General features: G+C 73.5%; 17 protein-coding genes. 8 read left to right on the forward strand and 9 right to left on the reverse strand.

Features of this window, described 5'->3' with window-relative positions:
• Positions 1-103: 103 nt before the first annotated feature.
• The 3 genes from IF99_RS0112400 (at position 104) to IF99_RS0112410 (ending at position 4,187) form a co-directional block, all read left to right on the forward strand.
• Positions 104-1,579, forward strand: coding sequence for an MFS transporter (locus tag IF99_RS0112400; protein ID WP_030996485.1), 1,476 nt, complete (start codon positions 104-106; stop codon positions 1,577-1,579).
• Complete coding sequence (locus tag IF99_RS0112405) at positions 1,576-3,114, forward strand: FAD-dependent monooxygenase (protein ID WP_030996486.1); 1,539 nt, start codon at positions 1,576-1,578, stop codon at positions 3,112-3,114. The genes IF99_RS0112400 and IF99_RS0112405 overlap by 4 nt, the downstream gene beginning before the upstream one ends.
• Positions 3,115-3,248: 134 nt before the next feature.
• The gene (locus IF99_RS0112410; protein WP_030996487.1) at positions 3,249-4,187 is read left to right on the forward strand and encodes a beta-ketoacyl-ACP synthase III; all 939 of its coding nucleotides are present in this window, start codon (positions 3,249-3,251) and stop codon (positions 4,185-4,187) included.
• Between the two features lie 78 nt (positions 4,188-4,265).
• On the opposite strand, the gene IF99_RS0112415 is transcribed toward IF99_RS0112410, so the two are convergent.
• The 6 genes from IF99_RS0112415 to IF99_RS0112440 form a co-directional block, all read right to left on the reverse strand.
• Positions 4,266-5,069: an SAM-dependent methyltransferase gene (locus IF99_RS0112415; RefSeq protein ID WP_030996488.1), complete on the reverse strand. Its 804-nt coding sequence runs from the start codon at positions 5,067-5,069 to the stop codon at positions 4,266-4,268.
• Between the two features lie 155 nt (positions 5,070-5,224).
• Positions 5,225-5,749, reverse strand: a complete 525-nt coding sequence (locus tag IF99_RS0112420) for a hypothetical protein (RefSeq protein ID WP_030996489.1) — start codon at positions 5,747-5,749, stop codon at positions 5,225-5,227.
• A gap of 177 nt (positions 5,750-5,926) precedes the next feature.
• Entirely contained in the window at positions 5,927-6,991 is a 1,065-nt protein-coding gene (locus IF99_RS0112425) for an NAD(P)/FAD-dependent oxidoreductase (protein ID WP_030996490.1), read from the reverse strand.
• A gap of 156 nt (positions 6,992-7,147) precedes the next feature.
• On the reverse strand, positions 7,148-7,888 hold the full coding sequence (locus IF99_RS0112430; protein WP_037826822.1) for an HAAS signaling domain-containing protein: 741 nt from the start codon (positions 7,886-7,888) through the stop codon (positions 7,148-7,150).
• A complete protein-coding gene (locus IF99_RS0112435) occupies positions 7,875-8,294 on the reverse strand; it encodes a PadR family transcriptional regulator (protein WP_030996492.1) in 420 nt (139 codons plus the stop codon). Before IF99_RS0112435 ends, IF99_RS0112430 begins: the two co-directional genes overlap by 14 nt.
• Positions 8,295-8,377: 83 nt before the next feature.
• On the reverse strand, positions 8,378-9,118 hold the full coding sequence (locus IF99_RS0112440; protein WP_030996493.1) for a GbsR/MarR family transcriptional regulator: 741 nt from the start codon (positions 9,116-9,118) through the stop codon (positions 8,378-8,380).
• Between the two features lie 244 nt (positions 9,119-9,362).
• On the opposite strand from IF99_RS0112440, the gene IF99_RS0112445 reads away from it, so the two are divergent.
• The 3 genes from IF99_RS0112445 (at position 9,363) to IF99_RS0112455 (ending at position 12,270) form a co-directional block, all read left to right on the forward strand.
• A complete protein-coding gene (locus IF99_RS0112445; RefSeq protein ID WP_030996494.1) occupies positions 9,363-10,070 on the forward strand; it encodes a DUF4097 family beta strand repeat-containing protein in 708 nt (235 codons plus the stop codon).
• Positions 10,071-10,312: 242 nt separating this feature from the next.
• Positions 10,313-11,452 (forward strand): ATP-binding cassette domain-containing protein, encoded by a 1,140-nt coding sequence (locus IF99_RS0112450; protein WP_030996495.1) that lies wholly within the window; start codon positions 10,313-10,315, stop codon positions 11,450-11,452.
• Positions 11,449-12,270 (forward strand): ABC transporter permease, encoded by an 822-nt coding sequence (locus tag IF99_RS0112455; RefSeq protein WP_030996496.1) that lies wholly within the window; start codon positions 11,449-11,451, stop codon positions 12,268-12,270. The genes IF99_RS0112450 and IF99_RS0112455 overlap by 4 nt, the downstream gene beginning before the upstream one ends.
• Before the next feature lie 321 nt (positions 12,271-12,591).
• Here IF99_RS0112455 and IF99_RS0112460 read toward each other — a convergent pair whose 3' ends face one another.
• Positions 12,592-12,795 (reverse strand): DUF397 domain-containing protein, encoded by a 204-nt coding sequence (locus IF99_RS0112460; protein WP_030996497.1) that lies wholly within the window; start codon positions 12,793-12,795, stop codon positions 12,592-12,594.
• Positions 12,792-13,661: a helix-turn-helix domain-containing protein gene (locus IF99_RS0112465; RefSeq protein WP_030996498.1), complete on the reverse strand. Its 870-nt coding sequence runs from the start codon at positions 13,659-13,661 to the stop codon at positions 12,792-12,794. The genes IF99_RS0112460 and IF99_RS0112465 overlap by 4 nt, the downstream gene beginning before the upstream one ends.
• A gap of 158 nt (positions 13,662-13,819) precedes the next feature.
• On the opposite strand from IF99_RS0112465, the gene IF99_RS0112470 reads away from it, so the two are divergent.
• Entirely contained in the window at positions 13,820-14,221 is a 402-nt protein-coding gene (locus IF99_RS0112470) for an ATP-binding protein (protein WP_030996499.1), read from the forward strand.
• A gap of 215 nt (positions 14,222-14,436) precedes the next feature.
• Here the strand turns inward: IF99_RS0112470 and IF99_RS0112475 are convergent, their stop codons facing one another.
• The gene (locus IF99_RS0112475) at positions 14,437-15,327 is read right to left on the reverse strand and encodes a helix-turn-helix transcriptional regulator (protein ID WP_324604375.1); all 891 of its coding nucleotides are present in this window, start codon (positions 15,325-15,327) and stop codon (positions 14,437-14,439) included.
• A gap of 245 nt (positions 15,328-15,572) precedes the next feature.
• On the opposite strand from IF99_RS0112475, the gene IF99_RS33950 reads away from it, so the two are divergent.
• Positions 15,573-15,866: a hypothetical protein gene (locus IF99_RS33950; RefSeq protein WP_158716596.1), complete on the forward strand. Its 294-nt coding sequence runs from the start codon at positions 15,573-15,575 to the stop codon at positions 15,864-15,866.
• Positions 15,867-15,937 lie beyond the last annotated feature (71 nt).

Consider the following 15,937-nt stretch of genomic DNA (forward strand, 5'->3'; position numbering starts at 1 on the left):
AGGTCCCCGCCCCTCCGCACGGCATCCCGTCGCCGTCCCACCTCCCTCGCACCGTCCCCCCGGGGCCGTACCGCCGCCCCGCGTCTCACCTCCGGAGTTCTCCGTGGCCTCACCCACCGCTGACCCGACCCGCCCCTCGCAGGCACCGCCCGACCCGGCCCAGGCCGCCCCGGGGAAGCTGACCCTGATCGCCGTGCTGCTGGCGGTCTTCGTCGTGCCCACCTCGATCTCCGGGACCGCCGTCGCGCTCCCGGACATCGGCGCCGGGACCGGTGCCGCGCAGGGCTCCGCCTCGCTCCAGTGGGTCGTCAACGCCTTCAACCTCGCCTTCGCCTGCTTCACCCTCGTGTGGGGCAGCCTCGCCGACCTCATCGGCCGCATCCGGGCCTTCGCGCTGGGCGCCGCCGTCTTCGCCCTCGCCTCGCTGGCCTGCGCGCTCGCGCCCAACGTGTACGTGCTCGACGGGGCACGCGCGCTCGCCGGTCTCGGCGGCGCCGCGATCTTCGCCTGCGGCAGCGCGATCCTGTCCTCCGCCTTCGAAGGACCGGCCAGGGCCAAGGCGTTCGCGCTCTTCGGCACCGTCGCCGGGGTCGGCGTGGCCCTCGGCCCGACCGTCTCGGGCCCGGCCGTGGACGCGCTCGGCTGGCGCTGGATCTTCGGCCTCCAGGCGATCGTCCTGGCCGCCGTGCTCGCCTGCGTCCCCGTGATCGCCCGGAGCGTGCGCGAGCCCGCCGGGGGCGGTGGCCGCCTGGACGTGCGCGGCGCGGTCGTCTTCGTCCTCGCCATGGCGGCGCTGACGTACGCCATCGTGCAGGGCTCGGCGTGGGGCTGGGCCTCGGCGGGAACGCTCGGCCTGCTGCTCGCCTCGCTCGTCCTGTTCGGCGCCTTCGGGGCGCTCGCCCGGCGGACCGCGGCCCCCCTCCTGGATCTCTCCGTCATCCGCGACCGCCGCTTCCTCGCGTACACGCTGGTGCCCGTCGCCGCCTCTTTCGGCTTCGTCACCCAGCTCACCTACCTGCCGTCGTACCTCGCGACCGTCGCCGGCTACAGCGCCTCGGCCGCCGGTACGACGATGCTCCTGCTCACGCTCCCCGTGCTCGTCCTGCCGATGGTGGGCGCCAAGCTCGTGGAGCGCGGCACCTCGCCGCTCGCCGTCGTCTTCGCCTCCCTCCTGTGCCTCGTCGTCGGCGACCTCGCCCTGCTGGTGCTCGGCCCGGACACCTCGCTCGTCGTCATGGCCCCCGCGATGCTCGTGACCGGTGCCGGTATGGGCCTGTCCGCCGGTCTCGTCGACGGCCAGGCGCTCGCCATGATCGAGCCCGCGAAGGCCGGGATGGCCGCGGGCTTCCTCAACACGCTCCGGCTCGGCAGCGAGGCGATCGCCGTCGCGGTGTTCGGTTCCGTCCTCGCCTCGCTCGCCGCCTCCGGCGGCTCCGGTTCCGGGGCCTCCTCGTACGACGACGCCTTCCACGTCCTGCTGTGGGTCATGGCCGGGGTGTGCCTCCTGCTCGGCCTGCTCGTCGTCTCGCTCGCGCGCGGCGGCGACCGGGCCGAGGGCGCCGGGGTGAGCACGCCGTGAGCCCCGGCCCGTCCCACCCCCGCGCCCCGCTCTCCTGCGAGGTCGCCGTCGTCGGCGGCGGCCCCGTGGGCATGTTGCTCGCCGCCGAACTGGCCCACCACGGCGTCGCCGTGACCGTGGTCGAGCGGAACGAGCGGACGCTCGACGTGCCCAAGGCCGGGACGCTGCACGCCCGCACCGCGCAGTCGCTGCGCAGGCGCGGCTACCTGGAGGGCCCCGAGCCGGCCACCGCGCTCCTGGACTCCGAGCACGCCGGCAGCTTCCACTTCGCGGGGCTCCCCGGGCTCACCATCACGGGACCCGCCGTGGAGGGCGAGCCGATCGTGGGGCGCGCCCAGGGCGACCTGGAACGGCTCTTCGAGCGCGTCGCCGGGGAGCGCGGGGCGACCGTCCTGCGCGGGCACCGGGTCACGGCGCTGCGCGGTGGCGGGGACGGGACGGGCCCGCGCCTCACCGTCGAGGCGTGCGGCGGCGGGGGCCCGCCCTGTACCCTCACCGCCGCGTACGTCATCGGCGCGGACGGCGCCCGCAGCCTCGTCCGCGAGGCGGCGGGCTTCACGAGCGAGGAGCACGCGCCGCACACCCAGGCCGTACTCGGCCTCGTCGACCTCGACGCGCCCTTCCAGGCGCCCGCGGGCTGGACCCCGACCGAGCGCGGCTGGACGGTCATCGGCCCCAACCCGTACGGGCCGAGCCGCGTCGCCGCCTTCGACTTCGGGGGGCCGCACCCCGACCGGCGCACGCCGCTCACACTCGAAGAACTGCACGCCACCGTCTCGCGCATCGCGGGACAGGACATCCCCATGCGCAACGCGCGCTTCCTGGACCGCTTCAGCGACTACGCCCGGCTCACCCACAGCTACCGCGACGGCCGGGTCCTCCTCGCGGGCGACGCCGCCCACGTCCACTTCCCGGTCGGCGGCCAGGGCCTCAACCTCGGCATCCAGGACGCCGTCAACCTCGCCTGGAAGCTCGCCCTCCACCTGCGGGGCTGGCCCAGCCCCTGGCTGCTCGACAGCTACACCGCCGAACGCCGCCCCCCGGCGGCCCGCACCATCGCCAACACCCGGGCCCAGCTCGCGCTCATGACCCCCGGCGCCACGCACGATCCGCTGCGCGAGCTGTTCACCCGGCTCCTGCGGCTCCCGGAGGTCAGCCGCCATCTCGGCGACATGATCAGCGACCAGGACGTCCACCTGCCGCGCACCGCCGCGCAGTCGCCGCTGACCGGGCTCTTCCTGCCCAACCTGCCGCTCACCGTCGCGCGGCGGCCCACGAGCGTGGCGCGGCTCCTGCGCCCGGGACGGCTCCTCCTGCTCGTCCTCGACGAGCAGGCCGAGGAGACGCTGCGCAAGGCGCTCGCGCCGTGGGACGAGGTCGTCGACGTCGTCCCGGCGACGAGCGAGGCGCGGCTCCCGCTGCGCGCCGCGCTCCTGCGCCCGGACGGCTACCTCGCGTGGGTGGACGACGAGAGCGGGGCGGACGCGGCGGGCCTGGAGGCCACGCTCGACACGTACCTCGGCCGCCGCCCCTGACCCGCCCGCGCCGCCTCACTTCCCCGCCCGCGCCGCAACAACCGCGTCCCGGTCCCCACGCCGCCGCCCCCGCGCCCTCGCCCCCCACGTCTCCGCCCCGTCCTCGTCCCTGACCCGTCCTCGGAGGCACCGTCATGACCGGCACCCGTATCACCGCTCTCGGGCACTACCAGCCCTCGCGAATACTCACCAACCAGGACCTCGCGGAACTGGTCGACACGAACGACGCGTGGATACGTTCCCGGGTCGGCATCCGCACCCGGCACCTCGCCGCCGAGGACGAGACGGTCGACTCGATGGCGGCGGCAGCGGCCGAGAAGGCCCTCGCGCACGCGGGCACCGACCCGGCGGACATCGACCTCGTCCTCGTCGCGACCTGCACCGCCGAGGACCGCGCGCCGAGCATGGCGGCGCGGACGGCGGCGCGCCTGGGCGTCCCGCACCCGGCCGCGATGGACGTCAACGCCGCCTGCTCCGGCTTCAGTCACGCGCTCGCCCTCGCCGACCAGGCGCTGCGCACGGGGTCCGCGCGGCGCGCGCTCGTCATCGGGTCCGAGAAGTTCTCGGCGGTCGCCGACTGGACGGACCGTTCGAGCTGCGTCCTCGTCGGCGACGGGGCCGCGGCGGCCGTCGTCGAACCCTCGGCCGAGCCGGGGATCAGCCCCGTGGTGTGGGGCTCCTTCCCTGACAGGGGGCCGGCGGTGCGCATCGAGGGCACGCCCCCGCGCTTCGCCCAGGAGGGGCAGGCGGTGTTCCGCTGGGCCACCACCGAACTCCCCGCCCTCGTACGGAAGGTGTGCGACCGGGCGGGCGTCCTGCCCGGCGAGCTGGGCGCCGTCGTCCTGCACCAGGCGAACCTGCGCATCATCGAGCCGCTCGCGGCGAGCCTCGGCGCGAGCGCCGCCGTCGTGGCCACCGACGTCATCGACTCGGGGAACACCTCGGCCGCGAGCGTCCCGCTCGCCTTCTCCAAGCTGCTCGACCAGGGCCGCGTCCCCACCGGCGCCCCCGCCCTCCTCTTCGGCTTCGGCGGCGGCCTCTCGTACGCCGGACAGATCGTGACGGCACCGTAAAGCCCCCGGTGGCACGGCACCTCCGCGAGGGCCCGGCCTCAGCCCGGCAGGCTCACCGTCCGCCCCCTCAGCCGCTCCTCACCCCTCCTTGCGCGCCACCGCGCACCACATCGGCAGGTTGTCGTTCGGGACGTCGCCCGTACGCGGGTGCCAGCGGTTGAGGGGGACGACGCCGGGGTCGAGCAGGTCGAGCCCGGCGGTGAACTCGCCCACGCGCTCGCGGGTGCGGGGGGTCGCCGCGGCGTGGGCGGCGGCGCGCTCGTTGTAGACGCGCATGGACTCGGCGACCTCGTCGGCGCCGATGTCGCTCGCCGGGTGCGAGAGCACGAGGAAGCTGCCGGGCGCCAGCCGCGCGAGGAGCCGCCGAACGACGTCCCAGGGGTCCTCCGCGTCGCGCAGGTACTGGAGCACCGCGATGAGCATGAGCGCCACCGGCTCGGCGAAGTCGAGCGTATGGGCGGCCTCGTCGAGGATCTTCTCGGGCTCGCGCAGGTCGGCCTGCACGTAGTCGGTGGCGCCCTCCTCCGAGCTGACGAGGAGCGCGCGGGCGTGCGCGAGGACGACCGGGTCGTTGTCCACGTAGACGATCCGCGACTCGGGCGCCACCCGCTGCGCGACCTCGTGCGTGTTGTCGGCGGCCGGGACGCCCGTACCGATGTCGAGGAACTGCCGGACCCCCCGGGCGGCGAGGTACTCGACGGCGCGGCCGAGGAAGGCGCGGTTGGCGCGGACCGAGGGCACGATGCCGGGGTTGGCGCGGGCCGCCAGCTCGGCGGCCTCCTGGTCCACCGGGTAGTGGTCCTTGCCGCCGAGCCAGACGTTGTAGACGCGGGCCGGGTGGGCCACCGCGGGGGCCGAGGAGAGGGGCGGACGGTCACTCATGGCGGTCACCTCGTGCGGGACGGGGGCGACACCGGGTCCGTGCGCACGCGAGCCCGGCGGGGGTCAGTGCTCACGGTAACCGGCGGACCGGCCCGTGGCTCGGCCTGGGCGGTCGGGGGCGGGGGCGGGGGTCCGGGGTCCGGGGTCGGCAGGGCTCACGGGACGCGCGGCCCCCGCACCGCCAACGTGCTCACCGTGCCGTCGCCCCACACCGTCGTGTTCATGAGGACGTGCCCGTCCCCCGCGAGGACGGTGAACTCCGGTACGTACCGCTCCGTGAAGAGCCCGGCCATCGCGCTCCTGAACAGCTCCACCTCGCTGCGTACGAAGTCCCACTCCTCGCGGAGCCGCACCCGTGCCCAGCCGTGCCGTGTCCCGCCGAAGCGCTCGCCGTTCGTCGCCGCGCGGTCCACGCCGATGACGAACTCGTCCCGCCCGTCGAAGAGCCGGAACTCCTTGGCCATCCGGAACCAGCCCGCGTTGACCCTGTCGGCGAGGTCCGGCGCGTCCACGGCGGCGACCTCGTGGGCGCGCGCGTCGTGCCGCCCCTGCGCGGGAAGCGCGGACGCGGCCCCGCCCGGGGGCAGCGGCGGCATGGCGGGCTCGCCCCGCACGCGTGCGAGGAAGCGCAGCCCGGCGGGAGCGAGGAGCGCGGCCAGCTCCGTGTCGTCGAGAGGCACGAACCCGACCATACGGGACGTTCACGGCCGGGGTGCGGGAACGGCGGGACGGGTGGGGACGGGGCGGGAACGGCGGGGCGGGACGGGATCAGGGGCGCCCCCTCGCGATCCGGCCACGCGCCGCCGTGCCCCGGCCGTCCCGGCCGCCCCGGCCGTCCCCGCCGGACAGGTACCGCCTCAGCCGCTGAATCCCTTCCGCGAGCCGAAGGCCGCCGCCCGCACGATGAACTCCTTCACCCGCGCCCCCGGCCGGCCCCCGACGTACGCGGTGCGCAGCGAGTCGTCGAAGCGCGTGAACTGCATGACGGCGTCGGCGCGCCCGAGACTCACGCAACGCCCCACGTAGCGCAGCGGGTACGGCTTCGGCTCGCGGCCCGCGAGGAGCCGGGCGAGGACATCCACGGCGTGCGCGGCCTGCGGCCCGGCGGTCTGGCAGCCGAAGCGCGCCCCCGGCACGGCGGCGCAGTCGCCCACCGCGAAGATCCGTCCGTCGCTCACGCTGCGCAGGTACGGGTCCACGACGGCCCGGCCCGCCTCGTCGACCTCCAGGCCGCTGTCGGCGGCGAGCGGCGGAACCCCCGCGACGACCGCCCACAGCACGAGGTCCGTGGGCAGTGAGCCGCCGGAGCGCAGCCGGAGTCCGCCGTCCGCCGCCCCGGCCTCCGTCACGACGTCCTCCACGACGTCGACGCGCAAGCGGCCGAGCGTGGTGAGCGCGCGGACCCTGGCCTGCCCCGAGAGCATGTCGGCGATCCGCTCCCCCACGAGCCGTACCCGCAGGTCCGGCCGCCGCTCGGCGACCTCGGTCGCGGTCTCGACGCCGGTCGCGCCGCCCCCGACGACAGTGACGTGCGCCCCGCCCGGCAGCGCGGCCAGCGCGGCGCGCGCCCGCCCGGCGCCCTCCCACGTCCCGACGGGCACGGTCCCGGGCAGGGGCCGCGCGGTACTTCCGACGGCGAGGAAGAGATGGTCGTACGGAAGCGTGTCACCCCCGGCGAGGACGAGAGTGCCCTCGCCCGCCTTCTCGGCCTCCCCCACCCGGATTTCGACGCCGTCCCGCAACATCGACCGCAGCGGTCTGGCGGCCTCGGCGCTCCCCGCGACGCGCTGGTGCAGGCGCACCCGCTCGACGAACTCCGCACGCGGATTGACGAGCGTGACCTCGGCTCCCTTCACCTTCTTGACCAGGCGGTTCGCCGCCAGTGTCCCGGCGTATCCGGCTCCCACCACAAGCACCTTCATCGCGATCCCCTTCCGGACGGTCCGGTCTCGTGTCTCACCTCCTTGACGGGACAGCGCCGCGAGGTGTGACAGGCGAGGGGTGGAGCGGGTCGGGGCGGGGAGGCGAGGGGTGGGGCGGCGGAAGACGGTCCGGAGTAGGGTCCACGCGCGTGGCGCTCAGACCCGCCGCTTCCGCCACAGCCAGGCGCAACCGGCGGCGACGACGAGGAAGAGGACGACGACGAGCGTCCAGCGCGCGGCCTCGGGCGCGGTGGTGTCGTCGGGGTGGACGAAGTACGTCCACCAGGCGATGTGCGCGAGGGTCGGGACAATGAGCGTTGCCGTGAGGCCGACCCACTTCTGGCCCCGGTCCCAGTGCCGCGAGCGGCAGACCATCACGAGAGCGGTGATGAGGAGCGCGAAGGAGACCAGGGAGAAGAGCGACATCGTGCTCACGTACGGCAGCACGTCGGCGAGGAGCAGCAGCACGAGCGGCACCTCGGCGGGGGAGCGCCGCCGCCCCCGGGGCACGGCCGCGCTGGGAGTTCCGGCCCACGCGGTGCCGGTGTTCCAGGCGCCCCCGTTCCCCTGCGGTCCACCGGCCCCGGCCCAGCCGCCCTGCGGCACGCCCGCACCCGCGCCCGCGCCGAAGCCCGGCCCGACGCCGAAGCCCCGGTCCGGGCCGGAACCCGCTCCGCGCCCGTCCCCCAACTCCTGCATGGCCGTCGCTGCGATGGCGCGGGGGTCGCCCATCTCGGCGAGGATCTCGCGCACGCCGCCGGGACGCTGGGCGAGGGCGACCTCGATGTGCTCGCCGAGGTCGGCCATCAGCTCCTGGCGCGCGTCCGGGGGCAGCAGAGCGCTCTCCCGCGCGACGGCCGCGAGGTAGTCACGCACGAGAGTGTCATCGGTCTTCACGGGAATCCCTTTCGGTGCCCGGGTGCGGGCCGCCCGGGGTGAGGAGGTGGTCGACGGCGTCACGGAAGCGGGGCCAGATCGCGGCGAAGTCCGCGAGGGCACGGCGACCGGTGGCGGTGAGTTCGTAGTACCTGCGGGGTGGCCCGGACGTGGACTCCCGCCAGGTCGTGGCGACGAGCGCGTCGCGCCGCAGCCGCGAGAGCAGCGGGTAGACGGTGCCCTGACTGGTCGCGAGGGCGCCGGTCTCCTGGAGGGCGCCGAGGAGTTCGACGCCGTACTTGGGGCCGTCCCGCAGGAGGGCGAGCACGCAGTACTCCAGGACCCCCTTGCGGAGTTGGCTTTCCGCCTTCCCCGGGGCGGCGTCACCCGTTCCCCCGTGCCTGTTGCTTGCTCCGCCAGGTTCCATGCATAGCAAGGTACCAGCACTGGCAAGGTTCTCGTATCCCACAGGCGCGCTCACCCCTGTGCACGGGGACCCCGCGGAGGTGCTCACCCTTGCTCGCGCGCGCCCGCCTCCTCCTCAAGCCCAGCAAAGAGGACATCGCGCGCCTCCTCCGCCGCCCGCCGCAGGCTGTCCGAGAGGAAGTCGAGGAAGCGGGCGGTGTTCTCCAGGCGGATCGCGGCGGGTGTTCCCGCGCCGAGGACACGGACGCCCTCGCGCGCGGTGGCGACGATGAGGTCGTTGGAGCGGATGCTGGCGAGGATCGACTCGTACCAGACGCCGTTGTCGATCACGTACCGCTCGCGACGGCCTTCGGCGTGACGGCGGACCAGTCCCTGGGATTCCAGGAAGGCGACGGCCTTCGAGACGGAGGCCGGGCTGATCCCCAGCCGCGCGACGAGTTCGGCGGCGGTGAGGCCGCCCGAGTCGGTGAGCGCGAGGGCCGCCTGCACGCGGGCCGCCATGCGGGGCAGGCCGGAGCGGAGGAAGACCTCGGTGAGCGTCTCCTCGTAGGCGCGCACCGCTTCCGGGTCCCGCCCCCCGGCCTCCCGCGGCCCGGGCCGCGCCTCGGGGGCCGGCGGCGCGATGCGGCGCCGGGAGCGCTGCTCGGTGGCACGCTGGGCGCGTTCGGCGCGGTACGCGACGGGGCCGCCGTTGCGCATGACCTCGCGCGTCACGGTCGAGGTCGGGCGCCCGATGAGCCGGGCGATCTCGGCGTAGGCGAGGCCCTCCACGAGGCCCTGCGCGATCCGCTTGCGCTCCTGCTGCGTGAGCCTTCCTCCGGGCACCGCGACCACCGCTCCTTCGTCCGTACGCCGCCTGTCTCCGCCGGCCCGAGAATAGCTTTCCCCGCACTCCATTGCAACGAATGACGCGGAGGAGCGTTGCATTAAACGGCGCATTGGTGCAACGAAATGGCGCCGTTGGCCTGCTATTTAGCGACTACAGCACGAAATGAGCGTTGCCGCTTCCGGAAAGGCAACGTAGCGTTTCCGTCATCGCGAACAAACATCAGCGAGAACGGACGCTCTTATGACGAAGCCCGGCCCCACCCCTGCTCCCGCCGACACCACCACGGCGACCCCCGCCGCTCCCCCCGCCCTCGCCCTCACCGTCGACCTCCCCGGCGGGCACCTCCAGGTCATCGCCACCGACCGGGCCGACGCGGCGGTGCGGATCCGCCCGGCCGACGCCAACAGGAGCCGTGACGTGAAGGCGGCCGAGGCGTTCGTGGTCACGCGCGGCGACGGCACCCTCCGGGTCGCGCCCACCGCGTCCCGGCACCGCCTCGTCGGCACCACCGGCGCGGTCGAGATCACGGTCCATGTGCCCAGCGGCTCCCACCTGGAGGTGAAGGCGGCGAGCGCCGGCCTGCGCGCGGTCGGCAGGCTCGGTGAGGTGACCGTCGAGGGACAGCGCACCGACGTCAAGCTGGACGAGACGGCGGCGGCCCGCATCACCGTGCAGGACGGCGATCTCACGATCGGCCGGCTCGGCGGTCCCGCCGAACTGCGCAGCCACCGGGGCACGATCCGCGTCACCGAGGCCGTACGCGGCGAGGTCACACTCCGTACGGACAGCGGCGACATCGAGGTCGGCGCGGCCCCGGGCGTCGCGGCCGGGCTCGACGCGGCGGCCCCCGCGGGTCGTGTCCGCAACGCCCTGGTCAACGCGGCACCGCCCACCCTCCACCTCCACGCCACGACGTCCCACGGCGACATCACAGCCAGCAGCCTCTGACCGACGGCCCACAGTCGGGCCCCGGGCACTGGCCCCGGGCCCCGGGCCCCGCGCTCCAGCGCGCCCTCGTCCCGGCGCGACCGCGTGCCGGACCGTACGCCCACCCCGGCGCTCCCCTCCCCGGCTCGCCGCTGGGCCGGACCACACCTCCGCACCGCCCCAGCCCGAACGCCCCCTGCCGGGACCGCACTCCGCCCCGCCATCCGCCCGCCCCACTCACCCATCCTCCCGAAGGAGCCCCCATGCCCCCGCGCCACACCCCGAACACCCCTCCCCCACAACCGAGTTCCACACCCCTGCCCGGCGGCCAGCTACCCTCGGCACCGGCCGTCTCGACCTCCACCACCCCGTCCCCCGCCACCTCGTCCCTCGCCGTCTCGGCGACCGCCCTCCGCAAGTCCTACGGCGACAAGACGGTCCTCGCCGGCATCGACCTCGCCGTCCCCGAGGGCACGGTCTTCGCCCTCCTCGGCCCGAACGGCGCGGGCAAGACGACCACGGTGCAGATCCTCTCCACGCTCGTCAGGCCCGACCCCGGCTCCGGGCCGCTCGTGGTCGGCGGGCACGACCTGGCGCGGGAGCCGCAGGCCGTCCGCGCCGCGATCGGCGTCACGGGGCAGTTCTCGGCCGTGGACGGGCTGATCACGGGCGAGGAGAACATGCTCCTGATGGCGGACCTGCACCACCTCGGCAAGCGCGAACGCCGCACGGTGACGGCGGAGTTGCTGGAGCGCTTCGATCTGACGGCGGCGGCGCGCAAGCCCGCATCGACGTACTCGGGCGGCATGAGGCGTCGTCTGGATCTCGCCATGACACTCGTCGGCGGCCCGCGCATCCTCTTCCTCGACGAGCCCACGACAGGACTCGACCCACGCTCGCGCCACGCGATGTGGCAACTCGTGCGCGACCTCGTCGCGCACGGCACGACCGTCTTCCTCACGACGCAGTACCTGGACGAGGCCGACGAGTTGGCGGACCGGATCGCCGTGCTGCACGAGGGCGCGATCGCGGCGGAGGGTTCGGCGGAGGAGCTGAAGCGGCTCGTCCCCGGCGGTCACGTACGGCTGCGCTTCACCGACCCGGCGGCGTACGAGGCGGCGGCCGGAGCGCTCCCCGGGGCGGTGCGGGACGAGGCGGCACTCACGCTGCGGGTCCCCGGCGACGGCAGTCAGCGCGCCCTGCGCACGCTCCTCGACCGCCTGGACGCGGCGGGCGTGGAGGCGGCAGAACTCACCGTCCACACCCCTGACTTGGACGACGTCTTCTTCGCCCTGACCGACAGCGCCACCCTTCCGGCCTCCACCGACCCCGGGGCCTCCGCCGCCCTCCCGGCCCCCGCCGGCGCCCCCGCCACGACGCCCCCGAAGGAGCCCCTGCGATGACCACCAACAGCACCCCTGCCCACCCCAGCACCCCCACCACCGGTTTCGCCCTCCGCGACTCCCTCACCATGCTCCGCCGCAACCTCCTCCACGCCCGCCGCTACCCCTCCCTCACCCTCAACCTCCTCCTGACCCCGATCCTGCTGCTGCTCCTCTTCGTGTACGTCTTCGGCGACACGATGAGCGCAGGCAGCGGCGGCGGGGCCGACCGCTCGGCGTACGTCGCCTACCTGACTCCCGGCCTCCTGCTCATGACGATCGGGGCCACGGTCGTGGGAACGGCGGTCTCGGTGGCGATGGACATGAGCGAGGGGATCATCGCCCGCTTCCGCACGATGCCGATCCACCGGGGCTCGGTGATCGTCGGGCACGTGGTCAACGGCGTGCTCCAGTCGGTCGCGAGCGTCGTCCTGGTCGCGCTCGTCGCGCTGGCGACCGGCTTCCGCTCGACGGACGCGAGCGCGCTGGAGTGGCTCGCGGCGCTGGGACTGCTCGTGCTCTTCGCGACGGCGCTCACGTGGATCGCGGTCGGCATGGGCCTGATCAGCCCGAACGCGGAGGCGGCGAGCAACACGGCGACACCGCTGATCCTCCTGCCCCTCCTGTCCAGCGCGTTCGTCCCGCTCGACAACATGCCGGGCTGGATCAGGCCGGTCGCCGAGTACCAGCCCTTCACCCCGGCGATCGAGACGCTGCGCGGCCTGCTCCTCGGCACGGGCATCGGCCATAACGGCTGGCTCGCGGTGGCTTGGTGCGTGGGTCTCACGGTCCTGGGCTACTTCTGGGCCACGGCGAAGTTCCACAGGGACGCGAAGTGACGGGCCCGCCGGGGGCGGAACGAGTACGGGCACCGGGGATGGGCGTGGGCAAGGGGCGCGGGCACAGGTACACAGCGTCGCGGCCCCGCTCGCCCCGCGCCGCCCCGTACCGCCCCGTACCGCCGTGAGGCACTCCCGCCGGAGCGCCCGCGCCATCCACGCCGACGCGGAGCGAACCACCACCAAGCCCGCGCGGCAGTCCCCGGCCCCTCACTCCCCCGCCGCTCCGCACTCCCCCGGAACCCAGCTTGACGCCGAGCGCAGCAAGAGCGGCCACCGAAGCCGGACTTCCCGGCCCCGGGACCGCTCATGCGGTACGGGTCAGGCGCGCGTCGCGGTGACGAAGCTTGTCCAAGCCGCCGGAGCGAAACCGAGGACGGAGCCGTCGGCATCCTTCGAGTCACGAACGTGCAGCACGCGGGGCGCGACGGCAACCTCCACGCAGTCATTGTCATTGGCGCCGCTGTAGCTGCTCTTGAACCACATCAGCTCGGCGCGGTCCTCACACGAAGGCTTCGCGGTCATGTGTCTCCTAGCAGTTTCTCGATGAATTCCCTCGACCTGGCGGGTCCGAGGGCCTGGGAGCGCAGGATGCCATACCGGACTTCCAACGCATGTACCTCTCGCGGGTCCGAGATGATGCGGCTTGTCAACTGCGCTTCGGAGTAGCCGACCGTCTTGCCGTTCTCCAGCCGCAGTACCTGCAACGCACCGCCCAGGCCCGCATGTTCCTCCGAGTCGGTCGGCATGACCTGGAGTTCGACGTTGGGCCGCTCGCTCACGGCGAGGAGGTGCTCCAACTCACCGCGCAGCACGGCCCGGCCGCCGATCGGGCGCCTGAGCGTGACCTCCTCCAGCACGAAGGACAACGTGACCATCGGACGCCGGTCGAAGACCGCCTGCCGGGCCAACCGCGCCTCCACGAGCCGCTCGAAGCGTTCACGCAGCAGGGCGGGCCGGGCCTGGGCGAACATCGCCGTGGCGTACTCCTTCGACTGGAGAAGGCCCGGGATGTTGTGCGCCCCATAGACCAGTATCTCCAGCGACTCCCGCTCCAGCTTCGTCAGATGCCGCAGCTTCTTCGGGTACCTGGCCTCGGCGACGTCCCGCTTGAACTCGGCGAGTTTTCCGCCCGCGTCGAGGATCTCGTCGGCCTTGTCGAGGAAATCGGGCTTCGGGATGCGCTTGCCGGCCTCGACCTTGTAGACCTGCGCCTCGCTGTACCCGATGGCCGCGCCGAAGGCGGGCTGCGAGAGCCCCGCGCTCTGGCGCCAGAGCTTGATCTGACGGCCCACGGCCTCCAGGACGGCGGCCGAGTCCTCCTCGTCCTCGACCTCCTCGTCGGAATCCCAGTTCTGGTTCCCCGAGCCGTCGGACTCTTCACGTGCCACGGCGCTCCTCTCTCCCGCACAGGGCCGGACAAGGCCGTACAAGGCCCGGCCCTCTCCCGCACAGTCACAGCCCGTACGGCCGCGATCACTGGAAAGCCTAAGCCGACCGCGCCACGCTGAGTGACGTGAATCACGAAATCACCCAGCAGCCAGAAGCGATGCACCACTTCTTCCGCGTGCAGTTGTCGAGCACGCGCCGGGGCGCGCGCCTGGCACGCCTGTTGGCGGTCGAGCAACTGCGCGAGTGGGGAGTGCCGTTGACGGCTCCCCGTCAGATCATCGCGGAACTGGCGTCGAACGCGGTACTGCACGGGCACGTGGACGGCCGGGACTTCGCGCTGATCCTCGACCTGTCGCCGGACAGGCTGCGGATCGAGCTGGTGGACACACGCGGTGACAAGGACCTGGAGCCGACCGCCCCACCCTGGTTCGCGGAACGCGGCCGGGGCCTGCTCCTCGTGGCGGCCTTCGCGGACGACTGGGGCGTGGAATGGGGCCCCGCGCCGAAAAAGACGGTGTGGGCGGAAGTACGCCTGCACAGGCGGCGTCGGCCGGGATAGCCAGTCCGGGGCAAGCTGGCGAGAGGACCGGGGAAGGCTGCCGCCCGGAGGCCCACAGCCCCGGCGCTCCTCCCCGGCACAACCACCGGGCCGCCCCTCCTCCAGTGCGAGCGAAGGGAGCACGTACTCTCCTCCGCGTACCCCCTCCGGGCCGACGTGGGGCAAGGCCTTCCGCAGTTACCGGGGCATCGCGCGGGCCCCTATCCGCGGGCGCTTCACAGCCATTTGCGCCGCGCCGCCTCGACGCCCGCCTGAAACCTGCTGCGCGCACCGAGTCGCTCCATGAGCGTGGTCGACGTGCGCCGCGTGGTACGCGGTGACACTCCCAGCCGCTTGGCGATCGCCTCGTCCGTCAGCCCCATGGCGAGGAAGCGCAGGGTGGCGCGCTCGCCCGGGCTGAGCGGCTCGTGCGCCGGGGTGCTCGGAGTGCCGAAGGGCTCGCCCTGTTCCCAGACACTCTCGAACAACGCGCACAGCGCGCTGATAGCGCCACCGCCCGAGACCACGACCGCTCCCGCGCCGCTGTCATCCTCGTCCAGCGGCAGCACCGCGAGTCGGCGGTCGATGACAATGAGCCGTACCGGCAGAGCGGGGACGGTCCGCGCCTCGCGGCCGCGTTCCGACAGCCACTGGGCGTACGCCACGGAATCGGGGCTGTTGCGGACGCTGTCGAGATAAACCGTGCGCATGCGCACGCCCCGGCTCAGGAGGGCTTCGTCGAGCGGGCGGGCGGCTTCCAGGTTCTCCGCGGTCTGGGCACCGCCGGGAGCGAAGGTCAGCACCTCCTCACGAACGTCGCGGTGGAGCGCGACCAGACGGTCCCGCACGGCTTCGATCCCGTACAGCCGCTCGAACCCGGGAGCGGAGTTCCCGGCCGGAAGTTCGGCGGCGAGTCGCGCGACCGCCGCCTTCGAACTCGCCAGACGCGCCTGCTCGGCGGCGAGTTGCTCCTCCCGTCGCGCGATGAGCGCTTCGAGCCCGATTTCCGGCCGCACCGTGTGGAGAGGACCGGGCCCGGAACCGGTGGAACGAATCAAGGCGAGCGCGCTGAGACGATCGAGTCCGCGGCGGGCTTCGGCCTCGTCGATGCCCAGCGTGGCGGCCAAGTCCCCGACTCCCCCCTCCGGATGGGCCAAAAGGTGGCGATAGACCCGCTCCGTGGCGTCGTCAAGCCCCAAAATCTCAAGCATGTACCCCCCCAGGTGACTGCTTGCTCTAGCGTAACGACATCATTACACATGCATAGGACATGTGAATATGCACTTCACCACTCCGGCCGTTTCCGGCCCAGGCCGTCTCAGGCCAGCGCTCTCCCCTCACTTTTACGCCTTCCGTCCGTGACGGTCAGGGCATGCACCTGATACACGCGCACCTCATAGGCCCAGGCGTCCTGCTGCCCCCCGGCACAGCGAGCGTGCTGCTCGACGTGGCACCGCCCCACATACGCCTGGAACACGCGGTGGTGCATCAGGAGTGGTCCGGCGAGGCCGTCATCGGCGTCTATCTGCTCGCCGCTGACGCACGACAGGCGCGCACCCAGGCGATCAGGCTGTTTCTGCTGGTCACACGGCCCGAAGGGACGCTGTCCGGCTGGCTGCTGGTCGACCTCCCCGGCCCTCTGCTCAATGGCCTCAAGGGTCCATGACCTCTTGAGGCCAGGGCGGAATCCTGTTCACCGTGCCGGTGATCATCACAGGATGAGCACAGGCAGCCCGG

This window comes from Streptomyces sp. NRRL F-5630 (assembly GCF_000719475.1).
GTDB lineage: Bacteria > Actinomycetota > Actinomycetes > Streptomycetales > Streptomycetaceae > Streptomyces.